This is a genomic window from Rhizobium sp. WSM409 (genome assembly GCF_057653825.1).
This window is the reverse complement of the sequence record NZ_CM172794.1, coordinates 1,717,864-1,734,996: the sequence shown is the minus strand read 5'-3', so window position 1 is coordinate 1,734,996 and position 17,133 is coordinate 1,717,864. Positions and strand designations below refer to the sequence as shown.

18 protein-coding genes, 2 tRNA genes and 1 pseudogene are annotated in these 17,133 nt (G+C 58.8%); 12 read left to right on the top strand and 9 right to left on the bottom strand.

The features are described from left to right. Positions 1-16: 16 nt before the first annotated feature. A complete protein-coding gene (locus tag AC25BC_RS08790) occupies positions 17-1,207 on the bottom strand; it encodes a cystathionine beta-lyase (RefSeq protein ID WP_012757302.1) in 1,191 nt (396 codons plus the stop codon). A gap of 361 nt (positions 1,208-1,568) precedes the next feature. On the opposite strand from AC25BC_RS08790, the gene AC25BC_RS08785 reads away from it, so the two are divergent. The 4 genes from AC25BC_RS08785 (at position 1,569) to AC25BC_RS08770 (ending at position 5,865) form a co-directional block, all read left to right on the top strand. Continuing rightward, on the top strand, positions 1,569-2,594 hold the full coding sequence (locus tag AC25BC_RS08785) for an amino acid ABC transporter substrate-binding protein (RefSeq protein WP_003559026.1): 1,026 nt from the start codon (positions 1,569-1,571) through the stop codon (positions 2,592-2,594). A gap of 103 nt (positions 2,595-2,697) precedes the next feature. Continuing rightward, entirely contained in the window at positions 2,698-3,900 is a 1,203-nt protein-coding gene (locus AC25BC_RS08780) for an amino acid ABC transporter permease (RefSeq protein ID WP_012757301.1), read from the top strand. 1 nt (position 3,901) lies between these two features. Continuing rightward, positions 3,902-5,056, top strand: a complete 1,155-nt coding sequence (locus tag AC25BC_RS08775) for an amino acid ABC transporter permease (RefSeq protein ID WP_012757300.1) — start codon at positions 3,902-3,904, stop codon at positions 5,054-5,056. A gap of 35 nt (positions 5,057-5,091) precedes the next feature. Further along, complete coding sequence (locus AC25BC_RS08770) at positions 5,092-5,865, top strand: amino acid ABC transporter ATP-binding protein (protein WP_012757299.1); 774 nt, start codon at positions 5,092-5,094, stop codon at positions 5,863-5,865. A gap of 58 nt (positions 5,866-5,923) precedes the next feature. Here AC25BC_RS08770 and AC25BC_RS08765 read toward each other — a convergent pair whose 3' ends face one another. Continuing rightward, entirely contained in the window at positions 5,924-6,568 is a 645-nt protein-coding gene (locus tag AC25BC_RS08765) for a hypothetical protein (RefSeq protein WP_128439366.1), read from the bottom strand. 504 nt (positions 6,569-7,072) lie between these two features. Here AC25BC_RS08765 and AC25BC_RS08760 point away from each other — a divergent pair. Next, positions 7,073-7,522 carry a DUF3597 domain-containing protein gene (locus AC25BC_RS08760; RefSeq protein ID WP_012757297.1) on the top strand — a complete coding sequence of 150 codons (450 nt, stop codon included), beginning with the start codon at positions 7,073-7,075 and terminating at the stop codon, positions 7,520-7,522. Positions 7,523-7,684: 162 nt separating this feature from the next. Beyond that, a complete protein-coding gene (locus AC25BC_RS08755) occupies positions 7,685-7,996 on the top strand; it encodes a hypothetical protein (protein WP_012757296.1) in 312 nt (103 codons plus the stop codon). A gap of 116 nt (positions 7,997-8,112) precedes the next feature. On the opposite strand, the gene AC25BC_RS08750 is transcribed toward AC25BC_RS08755, so the two are convergent. Further along, positions 8,113-8,292: a hypothetical protein gene (locus AC25BC_RS08750; RefSeq protein ID WP_003559012.1), complete on the bottom strand. Its 180-nt coding sequence runs from the start codon at positions 8,290-8,292 to the stop codon at positions 8,113-8,115. Between the two features lie 13 nt (positions 8,293-8,305). On the opposite strand from AC25BC_RS08750, the gene AC25BC_RS08745 reads away from it, so the two are divergent. The 4 genes from AC25BC_RS08745 to AC25BC_RS08730 all read left to right on the top strand — a co-directional run bounded on the left by AC25BC_RS08745 (position 8,306) and on the right by AC25BC_RS08730 (position 10,148). Next, positions 8,306-8,572, top strand: coding sequence for a hypothetical protein (locus tag AC25BC_RS08745; protein WP_017993968.1), 267 nt, complete (start codon positions 8,306-8,308; stop codon positions 8,570-8,572). 125 nt (positions 8,573-8,697) lie between these two features. Continuing rightward, positions 8,698-8,988, top strand: coding sequence for a DUF982 domain-containing protein (locus AC25BC_RS08740; RefSeq protein WP_017993967.1), 291 nt, complete (start codon positions 8,698-8,700; stop codon positions 8,986-8,988). A gap of 291 nt (positions 8,989-9,279) precedes the next feature. After that, positions 9,280-9,612, top strand: a complete 333-nt coding sequence (locus AC25BC_RS08735; RefSeq protein WP_012757294.1) for a hypothetical protein — start codon at positions 9,280-9,282, stop codon at positions 9,610-9,612. Between the two features lie 80 nt (positions 9,613-9,692). Next, entirely contained in the window at positions 9,693-10,148 is a 456-nt protein-coding gene (locus AC25BC_RS08730) for an Imm50 family immunity protein (RefSeq protein ID WP_012757293.1), read from the top strand. A 25-nt stretch (positions 10,149-10,173) separates the two neighbouring features. On the opposite strand, the gene AC25BC_RS08725 is transcribed toward AC25BC_RS08730, so the two are convergent. Next, the gene (locus AC25BC_RS08725; RefSeq protein ID WP_017993966.1) at positions 10,174-11,013 is read right to left on the bottom strand and encodes an isocitrate lyase/PEP mutase family protein; all 840 of its coding nucleotides are present in this window, start codon (positions 11,011-11,013) and stop codon (positions 10,174-10,176) included. Positions 11,014-11,668: 655 nt separating this feature from the next. Here AC25BC_RS08725 and AC25BC_RS08720 point away from each other — a divergent pair. Next, a complete protein-coding gene (locus tag AC25BC_RS08720) occupies positions 11,669-13,948 on the top strand; it encodes a right-handed parallel beta-helix repeat-containing protein (protein WP_026157339.1) in 2,280 nt (759 codons plus the stop codon). A 130-nt stretch (positions 13,949-14,078) separates the two neighbouring features. Here AC25BC_RS08720 and AC25BC_RS08715 read toward each other — a convergent pair. From AC25BC_RS08715 to AC25BC_RS08705, 3 genes and pseudogenes are all read right to left on the bottom strand, one after another. Further along, a pseudogene (locus tag AC25BC_RS08715) lies at positions 14,079-14,297 on the bottom strand (ATP-binding protein); the annotation flags it as partial. A gap of 449 nt (positions 14,298-14,746) precedes the next feature. After that, positions 14,747-14,823 (bottom strand) — tRNA-Arg (locus AC25BC_RS08710). A gap of 57 nt (positions 14,824-14,880) precedes the next feature. Then, complete coding sequence (locus AC25BC_RS08705) at positions 14,881-15,186, bottom strand: ETC complex I subunit (RefSeq protein WP_003539138.1); 306 nt, start codon at positions 15,184-15,186, stop codon at positions 14,881-14,883. Positions 15,187-15,811: 625 nt separating this feature from the next. Here AC25BC_RS08705 and AC25BC_RS08700 point away from each other — a divergent pair. Beyond that, a tRNA-Pro gene (locus AC25BC_RS08700) sits at positions 15,812-15,888 on the top strand. A 59-nt stretch (positions 15,889-15,947) separates the two neighbouring features. On the opposite strand, the gene AC25BC_RS08695 is transcribed toward AC25BC_RS08700, so the two are convergent. Together AC25BC_RS08695 and AC25BC_RS08690 are read right to left on the bottom strand one after the other, a co-directional pair. Then, the gene (locus tag AC25BC_RS08695; RefSeq protein ID WP_012757290.1) at positions 15,948-16,436 is read right to left on the bottom strand and encodes a DUF192 domain-containing protein; all 489 of its coding nucleotides are present in this window, start codon (positions 16,434-16,436) and stop codon (positions 15,948-15,950) included. Positions 16,437-16,438: 2 nt separating this feature from the next. Then, positions 16,439-17,017, bottom strand: coding sequence for a cold-shock protein (locus tag AC25BC_RS08690; RefSeq protein WP_012757289.1), 579 nt, complete (start codon positions 17,015-17,017; stop codon positions 16,439-16,441). Between the last annotated feature and the right edge of the window lie 116 nt (positions 17,018-17,133).

Here is a 17,133-nt window from a genome sequence, read left to right as displayed (position 1 = left end):
GACAAAGCTTGTCTGATCAGACCGCGCTTGCCGCCGCAAAACCCCGTTCGATATCGGCCTTCAGATCGACCACGTCCTCGATGCCGATCTGCAGGCGGATGACCGGACCATCCGTGGGCGCCTTGGCGACCTTGCGATCGTTGAGATAGGCATGCAGAGCGAGGCTTTCAAAGCCACCCCAGGAATAGCCGAGACCGAAAATCCTGAGGGCGTCGAGGAAGGCATGCGCCTTTGCTCTTGATTTCTCGGGGCCGTCGGCGGCCAGCACGAAGGAAAAGATGCCGCTGGCGCCTTTGAAATCGCGCTTCCAGAGATGATGAGAGGGAAAACTCGGCAGAGCCGGATGCAGCACGCGGGCGACATCCTCCCTGCCCTCCAGCCATTCCGCAATATCAAGCGCGCTTTCATAATGCCGCTCGAGGCGCAGGCCCATGGTGCGCAATCCGCGCAGAATCTGATAGGCATCATCGGGTGCGCCGCAGATGCCGAGCACGCCGTTTGCCTCCTTCAGCCGCTCCCAGTGCTCGGCATTGGCCGAAACCGTTCCGAGCAGGATGTCGGAATGGCCGGACGGATATTTCGTCGATGCATGGATCGAGATGTCGACGCCGTGATCGAGCGGCCTGAAATAGAGCGGCGTCGCCCAGGTATTATCCATCATGACGACGGCGCCGTGGCGGTGCGCGACCGCCGAGATCGCCGGAATATCCTGCATCTCGAAGGTGTTGGAGCCGGGAGCCTCGGTGTGAACGAGCTTCGTGTTCGGCCGGAACAGCGTCTCGATGCCGGCGCCGATCGCCGGATCGTAATATTCCACCTCGACGCCGAGGCGCTTCAGCATCGTGTCGCAGAAATGGCGCGTCGGGCCATAGACCGAATCGACCACCAGCGCATGATCGCCGGCCGCGACGAAACCTAGGAACGGAATGGTGACGGCCGCAAGGCCCGAGGGCACAAGGATCGTTCCGGCCGAGCCTTCGAGTGCGTCGATCGCCTCGCAGAGCGCATCCGTCGTCGGGGTGCCGCGCGTTCCGTAGGTGTATTTCTGCGTGCGCGTCTCCATCGCCCGGGCGTTCGGAAACAACACCGTCGAGGCATGCACGACCGGCGGATTGATGAAGCCGTGATAGTCGAAAGGATCGTTGCCAATATGGGTCAGGCGGGTGTTGATGCCGGCATTCTGCAGCAAGCTGTCTTTGTCTTTCATGTCGGGAATAGCCTTTGCGAGGGGTCGCGAAACCTGACTTTTGGACGCCCGGCCGTTTCGGGTCAACCCCTTGAAGATCGGTTGCAGGCGACGGTCTGAAATGATGGAAATTTCGTTTTTCGCGTTATTTTTCCGCAACTGGACGCCTATTTCCTAGCCAACCGCCCATGAATGCAGCGCTATCTGCCAAAATGTTGCATTTCGCCGCAATTATTAGGCGCGACACTTGACCATAGTGACATTTGCGACTGTGATAGGGTCACTCGCGCCGGGAGGGTGTCGAGACAAATGGGGAGGCGGCACGGATTGTCGGCACGCACTCTCCACAAGAAAAGATAAGACAACGGAAAAGGTTGGGAAAATGAAAAATAAGCTCCTGTCCGCCGCCATCGGCGCAGCAGTTTTGGCAGTTGGCGCCTCGGCTGCCTCCGCCACCACTCTCTCAGACGTCAAGGCAAAGGGTTTCGTTCAGTGCGGCGTCAATACCGGCCTTACCGGCTTTGCCGCACCTGACGCTTCCGGCAATTGGGCCGGCTTCGACGTCGACTTCTGCAAGGCCGTCGCTTCGGCCGTGTTCGGCGACCCCACCAAGGTCAAGTACACGCCGACAAATGCGAAGGAACGCTTCACCGCTCTGCAGTCCGGCGAAATCGACGTCCTCTCGCGCAATACGACCTGGACGATCAATCGCGACACCGCACTCGGCTTCAACTTCCGTCCTGTCACCTATTATGACGGCCAGGGGTTCATGGTTCGCAAGGGCCTGAATGTGAAGTCGGCTCTCGAACTCTCCGGCGCCGCAATCTGCGTGCAGTCGGGCACGACCACGGAGCTGAACCTCGCCGATTACTTCAAGACGAACAATCTGCAGTACAATCCGGTCGTCTTCGAAAATCTTCCTGAGGTCAACGCGGCCTACGACGCCGGTCGTTGCGACGTTTACACGACCGACCAATCCGGTCTCTATTCGTTGCGTCTGACGCTGAAAAATCCCGACGAACACGTCATCCTTCCCGAGATCATCTCCAAGGAGCCGCTTGGCCCGGCCGTCCGTCAGGGTGATGATCAGTGGTTCGATATCGTTTCCTGGACAGCTTATGCGCTGATCAATGCCGAAGAGTTCGGCATCACCCAGGCAAATGTCGACGAGATGAAAAACTCGCCGAACCCGGATATCAAGCGCTTCCTCGGCAGCGAGACCGACACCAAGATTGGTACTGATCTCGGCCTGACCAATGATTGGGCCGCCAACGTCATCAAGGGCGTCGGCAATTATGGCGAAATCTTCGAGCGCAACATCGGCCAGGGTAGCCCGCTCAAGATCGCACGCGGCTTGAATGCTCTCTGGAACAAGGGCGGCATCCAGTACGCACCGCCGGTTCGTTAATCGAGCTTTGACATGAAATCCCGGGAAGGCGGCCAAGCCGCCCTCCCATCTTCCAAAAAGCAAAAAGAAAGCCCGAAAACGGGCACAAGGGGATTGGCGCGGCATGACGCATGAGGCTGTGGATACGACACCTTTGCATGGCACCGGCTGGAGTTTCCGGTCGGCAATGTACGACCCGAAATACCGGAGCATATTTTTCCAGGTTCTAACAATTGTTATTCTCGTGGGCTTTGTGTGGTGGGTGGCCCACAACACGGCCGTGAACCTTGCCCGCAGCAATACGGCATCGGGTTTCGGCTTTCTTCGCGGTCGCGCCGGTTTCGAAATCGGCCAGTCGCTGATCGGCTTTTCAAGTGACTCGACTTATGCGCGCGCACTTGTCGTCGGCATTCTGAATACCTTGCTGGTGGCGGTGACCGGTATTTTCACGGCGACCATCATCGGCTTCCTGATCGGGATCGGCCGGCTGTCGCGCAATTGGCTGATTGCCAAGCTCTGCACGGTCTATGTCGAGGTTTTCCGCAACATTCCGCCGCTGCTCGTCATCTTTTTCTGGTATCTCGGCGTTCTCTCCGTCTTGCCGCAGCCGCGCGAGTCGGTGGCGCTGCCGTTCAGCATGTACCTCAACAATAGAGGACTAGCCTTCCCGAAGCCAATCTTCGAGACAGGCATGATAGCGGTCGGCATCGCCCTGCTGATTGCGATTGTCGCGACCATCATCATCGCGCGCTGGGCCCACAAACGCCAAGCCGCAACCGGCCAGCCGTTCCACACCGTATGGACGGCGATCGCGCTGATCGTCGGCTTGCCATTGCTGGTCTTCGTCGTCTCTGGCTTTCCGCTCACCTTCGACGTTCCGGTTGCCGGAAAATTCAACCTCACGGGCGGCTCCGTCGTCGGCCCCGAATTCATGTCGCTGTTTCTCGCTCTGTCCTTCTATACCGCCTCGTTCATCGCCGAGATCGTTCGTGGCGGCATTCGCGGCGTTGCAAAGGGACAATCCGAGGCCGCCGGCGCGCTGGGGCTGCATCCGTCGAGCGTGACGAGACTTGTCGTGGTGCCGCAGGCGCTGCGCATCATTATCCCGCCGCTGACGAGCCAGTACCTGAACCTGACCAAGAACTCCTCACTCGCCATCGCGATCGGTTTCTCGGATCTCGTTGCCGTCGGTGGCACGATCCTCAATCAGAGCGGTCAAGCGATCGAGATCGTGTGCATCTGGGGTATCGTCTATCTCAGCTTGAGTATTCTCACGTCGCTGTTCATGAATTGGTTCAATGCCAAGATGGCACTGGTGGAGAGATAAGATGTCGGTCGCCGATAAACCCTTTGTCAGAACGTCCATCCTTGCCGCCGAACCGCCGCCCCCCGGCGAGAGGGGAGCCGTCGCCTGGATACGTCGCAATCTCCTGGCAACTCCGAAGGACGTGATCCTGACGATTCTGGCTCTTGCGCTGATCGCATGGGCCGTGCCGCATCTCGTCAACTGGCTGTTCATCCAGGCCGTATGGTCCGGGCCGGACCGCACATTCTGCGCGACAACGATCCAGGGCGGCATCCAGCCTGACGGCTGGAGTGGCGCATGCTGGGCTTTCATCAGCGCCAAGTACGATCAGTTTATCTTCGGCCGCTATCCGCTCGGTGAGCGTTGGAGGCCGGCGATCGTCGGGATCCTGTTCATTCTGCTGCTGGTTCCGATGTTGATCCCGTCGGCGCCGCGCAAGGGGCTGAACGCCATTCTTCTGTTCGCCGTCCTGCCGGTTATCGCCTTCTGGCTTCTTCACGGCGGCTTAGGCCTCGAAGTGGTGGAGACTCCGCTCTGGGGCGGGTTGATGGTGACGCTCGTGCTGTCCTTTGTCGGTATTGCCGTCTCCCTACCCGTCGGCATTCTGCTTGCGCTGGGACGCCGCTCGAAGATGCCGGTCATCCGGATGCTCTGCGTTACCTTCATCGAGGTCATTCGAGGCGTTCCGCTGATCACCGTTCTGTTCATGGCAAGTGTCATGCTGCCGCTCTTCCTTCCGACAGGCTGGAACGTGGACAAATTGCTTCGGGCGCTGATCGGTGTGTCGATCTTCACGTCGGCCTATATGGCTGAAGTGATCCGCGGCGGCCTTCAGGCGATCCCGAAGGGACAGTTCGAAGGCGCCGATTCACTCGGCCTCGGCTATTGGCAGAAGACCCGGCTGATCATCATGCCGCAGGCCATCAAGCTGGTCATCCCGAGCATCGTGAACACCTTCATCGGAACGTTCAAGGACACGTCGCTGGTCACCATTATCGGCATGTTCGATCTGCTTGGCATCGTCAAGCTGAACTTCTCCGATGCCAATTGGGCAAGCGCCGTCACGCCGATCACGGGCCTGATCTTCGCGGGCTTCATCTTCTGGCTGTTCTGCTTCGGCATGTCGCGCTATTCAGGTTTCATGGAACGCCATCTCGATACCGGCCACAAACGATAAGAACGCTACAACGATAAGAATGAGGGAAAATAGTCATGGCTGAAGCTCCAGCGAAAAAGCTTACCGTTTCCGCAACGGAAGTGGCGGTCGAGATCGTCAACATGAACAAGTGGTACGGCGATTTCCACGTGCTGCGCGACATCAACCTGAAGGTCATGCGCGGCGAGCGCATCGTCATTGCCGGCCCGTCGGGTTCGGGCAAGTCAACGATGATCCGCTGCATCAACCGCCTTGAAGAGCATCAGAAAGGCAAGATCGTCGTCGACGGCACCGAACTCACCAACGATCTGAAAAAGATCGACGAGGTGCGGCGCGAAGTCGGCATGGTGTTCCAGCACTTCAACCTCTTCCCGCATCTGACGATCCTCGAAAACTGCACGCTGGCGCCGATCTGGGTGCGCAAGATGCCGAAGAAGCAGGCCGAAGAAGTGGCCATGCATTTTCTGAAGCGCGTCAAGATCCCGGAGCAGGCCAACAAATATCCGGGCCAGCTCTCTGGCGGCCAGCAGCAGCGCGTGGCGATCGCCCGGTCGCTGTGCATGAACCCGAAGATCATGCTGTTCGACGAGCCGACCTCGGCACTCGATCCCGAAATGATCAAGGAAGTGCTCGACACCATGGTGGGTCTTGCCGAGGAAGGCATGACCATGCTCTGCGTCACGCACGAAATGGGCTTTGCCCGCCAGGTCGCCAACCGCGTTATCTTCATGGACCAGGGCCAGATCGTCGAGCAGAATTCGCCGGCCGAGTTCTTCGACAATCCGCAGCACGAACGCACAAAGCTGTTCCTCAGCCAGATCCTGCATTGAATCGAAGCGTCCTTTGAAAAGACCCGCCTCGCCTTCCGGTTCGGCGGGTCTTTCACGTTCAGCGGGAAGCTGTTGCCTGCAGCAGACTGCAGAGACCGGCAAGACCGGAGTCGGAGCTGCCTGAACCGGAGATATCGGCGCAACGGACGAGCATCTTGCGCTGCTCATTGACGGGCCTCGCCCGGAAGGCCTCCAGGGTGCGGATCTGCGACGCGCTGAGGCTGCGCTCAGCCGCGGGTCTGCCGTTGCTGCCTGCCCCATCTACCCTGCCGATGGCGAGATCGGCGTCGACGCCGCTGCCGACCGAGGCCGTGGCGTTGGCATCGAGCCCATCAGAACCGCCGGCGCGTGCATTGAGATCGGCATTGACGCCGCGCCCACCACCGATCCTGGCGTTGGCGTCTGCGTCGAGACCATTGCTGCCGCCGGCGCTGGCATTGACAGCGGCATCGATGCCTCGGCCACTACCGGCATTGGCGGTCGCATCGGCATTGACGCCATTCGAGCCGCCAGCGGAAACATTGGCATCGGCGCTGATGCCGCTCCCGCCGCCAATCGAAGCCCCGACATCGGCGCTGACGGCATTGCCTGCATTTACCGACACACCGACATCGAGCGCACGCGCATCGCCTGCCGGCATGGCAAGGAGGGCGCAGGCGGATGCGAGCACTGCAAAGGAGAGTCTATTGTGGTTATGGGTCATATTTTCCTCCGTTTCCATTCCGCCGAGCGATCTGCCCGGCAGTCGAAAATCGAGGAACGCGCGTACCTTCGATCGATCGGACGCCTGCAACTAAAGGACGTCCATGGCAAGGCAACGTGAAGAGATGACGAAGGTTTCACGAGACGGCTCGGCAAGTCGGTTCGGGGGCGTGCGATGATGTTTTACGGTTATTGGAATACGAATTATCTGACAGACTGTGCCAAAAGCAAACATATCTCGCAGCGCCTGGAGAGCCGACGGAGTATTTCCACCCCCATTGGACCAGGAAACTTAGAGCCAGCAAGCAAATCTCAGTTCGCGATACGATTGGCCGTGATTGATCCATTTGCAGCGTTTTCGTGCAGATCGACTACACCCTTCCCCCGAATTGACTTTTCCACCTCCGATTTAGATTGCTAAAAATAACTCCCCTTCCGTCTGGATATATCAGGCGGGAAGTCCATGTTTCAGCTTGTTCTCATCTGATGGAACTGGAGGTTTAGAATGGGCATTTTCGACAAGATCAAACATGCAATCTTCGGAGAGGCGAAAGCAGCCGAACCCGTTGCTGCCGGCGCGCCGAAGACAGAGCCGGCGCAAGCGCCTGCCTCACCGTCGGCTGCCCCCAGTCCGGCGCCTGCGGCCTCTGCTCCGCAGAGCAAGCCGGTCCCCACGGCCACCGCGCCAGGCAAAGCCACAGTCGATATCGTCCCGATCCTTGACGCTGCCGTGAAGAAGAGCGGCCAGAAACTCGACTGGCGCCGCTCGATCGTAGACCTGATGAAAGCCGTCGGGATGGATGCCAGCCTCACCGAGCGCAAGGAACTTGCCGCCGAACTCGGCTATACCGGCGACACCAACGATTCCGCAAAAATGAACATGTGGCTGCACAAGGCGCTGATGAAGCGGCTTTCGGAAAACGGCGGCAAGGTACCGGCCGACCTCCTGGATTGATCGATGACGGATAGCTGCCGCCATTTCTGTGGCGGCAGCTGTGCGGGTAACGTCTCGGGCAGGTGCGGACGCCGGAACAGGGCGTCCACTTGCCCGCAGGCACTGGAACCAATAACGTTCGGCTCGATACTTCGATAATCGATCAGGGGAGAATTAAATCCGATGAGATTGATGGCAGTCGTTGGTGTTGCACTTAGCCTTGCCTGTATTTCGGCCGCAGAATCTCCTTCAAACTATCAATCCTATAGCGGCATTCGGGTCGACACCGACCCGGTCCTCCTGGCTCGATACGACAAGGCACTGCAACGCTGCGTGCCGGAGGCAAGCTCATGGCGACGAGGCTCGCCGGACCCGCGAAGCCTGCATTACAATGCGGCTCTCAGAAATTGCCTCTATAGGCGCAGCTTCGTCGACAGAGGCGTCTACGCCTATCCCATCCCCCAGATCTACTTCGAACATTTCCTGGATCGCTGAGAAGAGCCGTGCCCTTCAGAAGCCTATCAAACAAAAACCCCGCCATTTTGGCGGGGCTGTCTTCAATCGCGACCTCTGCATAGTTCCTTAAATCGGAAAGACGCGCGGCGCTATAGTCAGCGTTTGCCGCCAGCTGGCGGCCGACCCTTGCCCGCCGGGCGATTGCCGCTTCCGGACGAGGTCTTGGCGTCATTGCCCTGACCGAAGTTGGTGCCGCCGAGATGGCCGCCGCCGCTGGTATTGGCAACCTGGCGCTGCGCTTTGCGCAACAGTGCCTCTGCATTGGTCTTGCTCATGAAATTCTCCTCAATGGCTGGAAAACCCAGCCGGAATGCCGCCACTGACATCCGCGGTCAAAGACCGAAGGCATATCAGGCAGCGGCGATGGTGTTGGCGGAGGCTTGCGTCAATCAAAGAATTGACTGCATTCATGACGATTCCCCCTCAACCGGCATGACAATCACCCTCCGGCTGCTGCCGGACGGCGCAGAAATCGATTTTGAAAGGAAAGATCAGCTGGGACGCCGGGGCGCAAACCAAGCTCGACAAGCAATTTCGATAGATGAATCAATATGACGGCAATGTGTTTAAAACAAGTTCCCGGCTTCCTGCCTGGAGAAGCGTTGCCGACTGCTTTGCCGATTCATAGAAGATAATCATCCTGGGGCGTCAGTTGGAACGCTTCTTGCAGAGTTACTAATATGTTTATGATGCAAGGACCAAATGTAATGAATCGGTACACATCGCATCAGTTTCCCGCGCTGAGGATCCTCATGAGCGGCCAGGAAAAATACAGCATCGTCAGAACCCTCGGAGATGCAGCCACCATGCTCATTTCCGAATGGCCGGGCGATGATGGCGAGGAGTACGTCGTGGCGGTCAGGACATGCCTCGACGCCATCCGCGGCACGACGCCGCCAAACGCCGCACGGGAAGCGCTGATGAGAGCGGCGGATGAAGCCGGCATCCGTTACCTCTCAGTCGTTCACTGAGATCGCTCAAGCAGATTCCAGAGAAGAATTTGCGGAAACGCTCGAGCAGTGCAAATCCGCCGCTCGAACAGATAGGGGCACCGCGTTCCTGAGCTTTAACGAATAATGGAACGACTGCCGAATTCGAGCCGCGCACATCTTCCTGGCTTCGCCATTTCAAGCGCGTTTGATGCAAGGCATTTCTGCCTTCTGATCGGCCTTCGCAATTTCGCAGATGGTCTATCCCGCGTCACACGAATCGAAATAAACATCAAACGTCGATCAATGGGTCATCAAAGGAATAATATAATAATGCGCGCTGGTATCGTGACAGTATTGATTGCCATGGGATTGCTGACTGCCTGCACGCCAACGCGTCAGGAGTATGATTCTTTCGTCACACTAACGCAGGGCAGTGCAAGAGCGAGAAATGAAGCAGTCAATATTTGCGTGAAGAGCTTCGATGCAAACGCCCGTCACAATGCTGGTCTTGTGACAAACGCTTCGGACAAAGATGCTCCGCGGGTTGCCTGCAGCCGGCTTCTCGCAGCGATGATTTCTGGTCGCGCCACCTATGACGATTTCGTTGACATCAAAAGCCACAGGTTCACACCGAAGCTGATCAAAATTTTTCAAGGTCGCTAAACAGGCTTGCGGTGTCAGGCTCGCAGGCCGGCGACAGATGGCTATCTGTATGCCATCACCAATCTGCCGTGTGAGATGAGATGACCTACGAGAAGATAGCCGGAGGTCCGGAACTGCTGGCGTGGTTCGGCCAGAAGCCGACCCTTCATGACGCGGAAATTTTGAGCCTCACACTCAATCGCACCGGCATCTGCGAGCTGAAGATACACGGCTGGATTTGCACCGATGCCGTTGATCAAGATGGATACCGCATCCTTGACAAGCACGCAGTCGTCACCTTCGCCTTCGAAGATATCATGGACCTGCAGCTGGACGGCTTCAGCCACCAGAACGTGATCAATGGTCTCATCCTCCGCTACGCAACAGATCGTGGCCGAGCCGGCTACTATGCCCTGCCAAAAGGACCGGAAGACATCGAAATCGAACTCCAGCCCTGTTACGGGTTGGATGGTTTCATCCGCGCGAAAAAAGTCGTCGTGACGTTCCGTCCGGGACGGCCTGCTGCAGACAGACCAACTGCCGCAGCGGTCCCTTGAGGAAACCTTTGCTTCTCGGCCCAACTCATAGCCTGTCCCGCCGCTTCTCCCGTGACATCAGTTGGCTGGCGAATGCAGCGGAGAGCGCGTCGTCGGCATATTCAAACGTACCGGCAGTTTTGACCTCCATAGCGGCGCGCATCAACGCACCCAGCGCTGCCCGCGCGAAAGAGCCGCCGACGCTCACGCGCCGTACTCCGGCGCTCGACAGTTCGGCAACCGAGTATTTTCGCCCTTTCAAACCCATGACCACGTTGACTGGCTTGTCCACGGCCCCACAAACGGTTCTGATTGCCTCGATATCAGGCAAGCCGGGGGCGTAAAGCACATCTGCCCCGGCGGCCGAAAATGCTTGCAGCCGTTCGATGGTGTCCTCCAGATCGGGTCTCTCCCAAAGATAATTCTCCGCCCGCGCAGTGAGAAGGAAAGGTAGACCGCGTGCAGCCTCCGCGGCAGCATGGATGCGCTCAACGGCCTGCGATAGGTCGTAGATCGGGGCAGCAGGATTGCCTGTTGCGTCTTCGATTGATCCGCCGACAAGTCCGGTTTCGCAGGCCAGGCGGACGGTTTCCGCACAGATTTCTGGCGACGCACCGAAGCCATCTTCAAGGTCGGCAGACACAGGAAGATCAACAGCGCCAACGATCTCGGCGGCGTTCTCAAGGACCTCATCCCGTCCAAGGCTCGCAAATGAATCCAATTTGCCTTTGGAAAAGGCGTAACCCGCGCTGGTAGTCGCAAGCGCCTCGAAGCCAAGGCTCGCGAGCAGGCGAGCCGAACCGGCGTCCCATGGGTTCGGGATGACAAAAGCCCTGTCGCCCTGGTGAAGCGCCTTCAGTCGCTCAAACTTGCCCCTTTGATCCATAAGGCCTCCCCTCGCCCGTCGCGGAAGGTGAGCCTAGCACCACAGGAACGAAATGTGAACACGCTCCGCGAACTTGCTTTGGAGAGAATAGCGACGATGGCTCTTGAGGCGCCTTTCAGTCAGTCTCACGCTCCTGGACCAGGCATCAGTCCGCAGCCAAAGTATAGTCACACCGCATGCCCGATGGTCTCGGCGGGAACGCGGTGGCGCTTGAAATGCTGGGCAATGGGTTGGTCGAATCGATACTGTCGACCTCCCATTACCACCTCGACCAGCACCAATCGTAAGGCGATGCTGCCCAAAATTGCCGAATTCAGAAAAAAATGTCGATTCCGCATTTGGCGGGAGCAATCCAGCCACGCGCATCAGGTTTTTCTAAAGTTTTCAATGGATGCATGTCGCTCTGGTTGCAGAAAGAATAACTCGCGGCAGGCGAGATATTAATACCGCCACATTTTGGGCGACTCGAAATTCACCAAATATTTCAAAACGTAACTTTGGATCGATTCGGATATTGTGGCAGCAATAAGGCTATGCTTCTCAAGCACTTACTGTTGCGTTGCTGTTGCGCCCTCCAAAATGTCGCCCTATAACCTGCCGCCGTAAAGCAGGATTAACCACAAATATTAACGGGCGGGGGTTGAGGAACAAGACCATGACAACATACTACGTAGCGACAACTGGCAGCAACGGCGGCAACGGCAGCACCTCCTCTCCCTTTCGCACGATCAGCGAGGCGATGTCGGCGAACCTTAAGCCCGGCGACGAGGTCGTGGTGAAGGCGGGGACCTACAACGAAGCTATTAACTTCGACAAAGACGGCTCGGCGGCAGCCGACATCACGCTGCGCTCGGAAGTGCCCGGCGGGGCGCTGATCCGGCCGCCCGCGGGCTCGTGGAACGCGATCAGCGTCAACGCCAACTACGTGACAATCGACGGCTTTGACATCGGCGGCGCCAAAGGCGACGGCATCGAAGCGAACAACGTCCACCACATCTCAGTTCTCAACAACAAGGTCCACGGCAGCGGCGAGTCCGGCATCCAGTTCAACCAGTCGGACTTCATCAAAATCGAAGGGAACGAGACCTACAATAACGCATCGACGGGCTGGTTCTCGGGCATCTCGATCTACGAGAACCGGAACATCACCGGCGATACTTCGACGGAGGGCTACCGGACGATCGTGCGGAACAACATCTCGCACGACAACGTCACGAAGTCGGGTGCGCACACCGATGGCAACGGCATCATCATCGACGATTTCCAGAGCACGCAGGCGAGCGGTCATCCGAACTACACGTTCAAGACCCTGGTCGAGAACAACCTCGTCTACCAGAACGGCGGCAAAGGCATCCAGGTTACCTGGAGCGACTCCGTCACGGTGAAAAACAACACCGCATACCACAACAATCAGGACCCGGCGAATAGTGGTACCTGGCGCGGCGAGCTCAGCAATTCGGCGTCGAGCAACAACACCTGGGTCAACAACATCGCCGTGGCGGACCCATCGCTGAACAAGAACAACACCGCGATCGATAACACGTCGACCGACAGCTACAAGAACACTAACGTCGTCTGGGCCAACAACATCACCTACAACGGCACGGCCGGCCAGGCCTCGGTCAAGACCGACGGCGGCAACGCGATGCCGAGCGCGGCGAACGGCAACCAGCTCGGCGTCGACCCGAAATTCTCGGGGGCAGCGAGCGATAACTTCCACCTCGGCTCCGGCTCGCTGGCGATCGACCACGGAACCAACAAGTACGGCGTCGCCTCGGACGATCTGGACGGCCACGCTCGCGTCGTTGGAACTGTCGATGTCGGTGCCTACGAATCGAGCTCCAGCGCAGCACCGGGAACGCCAACTACGCCGACGCAACCGGGAACGCCAACCACGCCGACGCAACCGGGAACGCCAACCACACCGACACAACCGGGAACGCCAACCACGCCGACGAAGGAATTCGTCGGGACCAACGGCAACGACATCATGCCACACACCGGCCAGTCCAACGGCGGCAACGAAACCTTCAAGGGTCTCGGCGGTAGTGACGTGTTGAAGGGCGGCGCCGGCGCGGACGTGCTCGACGGCGGCACTGGCAACGACACGGCCAGCTATGCGGGCTCCACCGCGGTCAACGTCAACTTGGCGACTAAGGCCGCATCGGGCGGGCAAGCCACCGGTGACAAGATCGCCGGCATCGAAAACTTGACGGGCTCCAGCTACAACGACGTGCTGACCGGCGGCAATGGCGGCAGCAACGTTCTCAATGGCGGGGCTGGCGCGGACAAGCTCAGCGGCGGCGCCGGCGGGGACGTCATCAATGGTGGTACCGGACAGGACACGGCGGGCTATGCGGGCTCCGGCGGGGTCAACGTCAACTTGGCGACTGGGGCCGCATCGGGCGGGCATGCTACCGGCGACAAGTTCGTCAGCATCGAAAACTTGACTGGCTCCAGCTACAACGACGTGCTGACCGGCAATAGCGGCAGCAACGTTCTCGATGGCGGGGCCGGCGCGGACAAGCTGAACGGCGGCGCCGGCACGGACGTCATCATCGGTGGTGCCGGCAAGGACATCATGACCGGTGGCGTCAGCGCGGATACGTTTGTCTTCAAAGCACCGACGGAAATCGGGTCCGGCTCGAACCGCGACGTCATCACCGACTTCCAGCACGGCGTCGATAAGATGGACTTCTCGGCGATAGATGCGAATGGCTCTGCGCAGGGCAATGGAACCTTCCATTTCCTGGCGCAGGAGGATGCCTCTTTCGACCACAAGGCTGGCGCGCTCGCTTGGCACTATGAAGACAAGGCTGGATCCGCGAACGACGCTACCGTTATCCAGGGCGACCTGAACGGCGACGGCGTTCGTGATTTCGAGGTTCAGATGAAGGGCCTCGTCCACCTGGGGACAGGCGATTTTCTTCTGTAGCCGTACCCGTTGTGGCGGTCGTCCGATCGCCACAACAATCGTGCCAACAATCCGGAGATATGTCGACGCCGGAGGAGTAAAAACCAGCCACGCGGCGCGCAATCTGCGCGCCGCGATTTTTCGACAGGTGTCAGCCGGCCTTTCGGGCGCGGCTTTGCGCGAGGCGATAGCTGTCGCCGTTCATCTCGAGGATGTTGCGTGGTGGGTGATGCGGTCCAGCAAAGCGCCGGTCAGGCGCTCGAATCCCAAGGTCTCCGTCCATTTCGTCGAACGGAAGGTTGCCGGTGATCAAAGTGGCGCCGCGTTTCTAGCGTTGCGAGATAAGTTCGAACAATAATTCCGCACCGGTATAGAGCGCCGTGCGTCCTTTCGGACGCACGGCGCTCTAACTCTTTGAATCTACGCATCGTGCTTTAGCGGCGAGTCCTCCGTTTCCAGAAGCAGTTGTGCGGCTGCACGCTGCTGATCGTCGACGAACTTGGAGAGCGGTACGAAGCCCACTAATCAGCGAGATGATGGAGGCCCGTGACGGTTCGGTCGCGCAAAGGACCGGCCGCTGCGCGACCGGACTCAATCCTTCTAGCTAAAGCATGTCGCGCAAAAGTGCGCAGCGGTTTTGCGACAACGACATGCGCGAAAACAGAGACCTAAAGCGCGAGGAGCGAAAGATCGCGACGCGCTTTAGGGACGCCCGTCCGGCCGCCGTACGCGGGATTGGCCGGACGGCGGTCAATGTGAGCGCCGAGTGACCGGGCCCCTTCGGGCTGGTCACGCGGCGGCTTCAAGTCATTGGATTTGTGGCGACCCCTGCAGGAATCGAACCTGCGACAACCTGCTTAGAAGGCAGGTGCTCTATCCAGCTGAGCTAAGGGGCCGTCTGTTGGCCGCGTCTCACGAGCGCGACCGGATGCGGCATATCTGGACGAGAAATCTCAGTGCGTCCAGGGCTGCGTGCGGGTATAGCGGAAATTGTCGGGATAGGCGACAACCTGGCGGACCGGATCCTTCGGTGCGATGACGCGGTATTCGATGCCGTTGCGCTGGGCATAGGCTTCGGCGAGTTCCTGCGTTTCGAAGGTGAGCTTCACCTGCTGGCGCATATCGCCCGACGAGGTATAGCCCATGATCGGATCGATCTTGCGCGCCGACTCCTGATCGTATTCAAGCACCCAAAGATGGGTCTTGGCCTTGCCGGACTGCATGGCGGTCTTGGCTGGACGATAGATCTTGGCAGACATGACTGCAGCGTCTCCGACTATGCGGGCAGCGCCCGCCTTTCATGATCTCAATCCCGTTGCCGGCCCGTACCGGACCTTTTGCATCATCGCTGAGGATAACGCAAAGAGATGAATTTTGCTTAGCCGCGAATCCCCGCTTTTTCAAGAAAAAAGGCGGTGAACGACGCCGCTGCCGACTCCGTTTGCATGTCGAGGGGATGCCGGCCCCGCCTCCCCTTCAAATCCGGGGATTGCCGGCCGGATTTCGCAATATTACCGCTTGTCTCACCTTGTGATCACAACCTGATTGCCGCTGCCTTCCCTCGGCACTAGTTTACGGCTCAATCGATTTCAGTGGATTTGCACGCATGATGAGACGTTCGGCGGAGTTCAATGCCATTGTGATAGGTGCTGGCATCACAGCTTTCTTCTACCTTGCCATCAGCTACGCCCAATATATCGGCCTGCTCGCCCGCGGCTAAGGCCGATCCGTCCCGACGCCCATTGCGCCTCGCCGGCAAATTGACGGCACATCCGAGATTATTCTAACTGCATCCACAGGCTGGCGAGAAAATCTCCAGCCTGTGCTGGATTTATGGGTTGCGACGGGGAGGTGAACCGTGTATCTCCCCTGCCATTCACGGCACGGAGTGTAGCGCAGCCTGGTAGCGCATCTGGTTTGGGACCAGAGGGTCGGGAGTTCGAATCTCTCCACTCCGACCATTCAAATATCCCGATATTGTTGAATTCCTTGACAGCCGCATCGCGGCTCGCATGCGCCGTCACTTCGCCTTCTTGGTCGTCGTAGCGCTGACGATCCTGTCGCCAGGCTTGATTCCCAGTTTGGCGACGATGCCGGCATTGAGTTCAACGACGTATTTCACCGCAACCATCGAATCGATGATGTCGCGCGAATAGGGCACTGCCTTTTCCTTGATGTGGCGAATCGTGCCGGTGTCGTCGGCAAAAAGCATGTCGAGCGGCAGGATGGTGTTTTCCATCCACATGGTGACGCGCCGCGGCTCGTCGAAATCGAAGATCATGCCGGCATCGTCGGCCATCACCTTGCGAAACATTAGTCCGCGGGCGCGTTGGTCCGGGGTCGAGGCGATCTCGACGGTGAAATGCAGCACCTTGCCCGCAGCGGTCTGGATCAGCAGCGGCTCCTTGTCGAACCGCATCTGCTCGTCAGCGAACGCCGGCAGCGCGACCATGAAAAAAAGCGCCAGGATGGCGCTTCTGATGGCATCAAATAGGATTAGGCCGCGCATGTTCAGTGCGACCGGCTTGCCGGGCTCGGAACGTCGGGATGGATCTCTGCGGCCATCAGGCCCTTTTCGCCGTCGCCGAAGCGGACGAGCACCACCTGACCGGGGCGCAGTTCCGTCAGGCCGAAGCGGCGGAGCGTTTCCATGTGCACGAAGATATCTTCGGTGCCCTCGCCACGCGTCAGGAAGCCGAAGCCCTTGGTGCGGTTGAACCACTTGACCAGCGCACGCTCGAGCCCGCTCGTCGCGGTGACCTGCACATGGGTGCGCACCGGCGGCAGCTGCGAGGGATGAACCGCGGTCGACTGGTCCATCGAGAGGATCTTGAAAGCCTGATAGCCGCGCTCGCGGCGCTGGATGAGGGCGACGATGCGCGTTCCCTCGAGGATCGTCTGGTAACCGTCGCGGCGCAGGCAGGTCACGTGCAGGAGAACATCCTGCATGCCGTTGTCGGGCACGATGAAGCCGAAACCCTTGGCGACGTCGAACCACTTGACGACGCCGGTGATTTCAACAAGATCGACCGCCTCTCCTGATAGCTCGTCGAGGTCGGAGTATTCGTTCGATGAAATCCTGTCAGCCATTGTCGCCAGCCCCTCGAATACGCGTCACACTGTTACGGTTAACTGATTCTTGAAATCAAGATTAACATCTTGGTAACGGATAAGCGCAAGTCCTAGTTTTCGGTTATTCCCAGGTG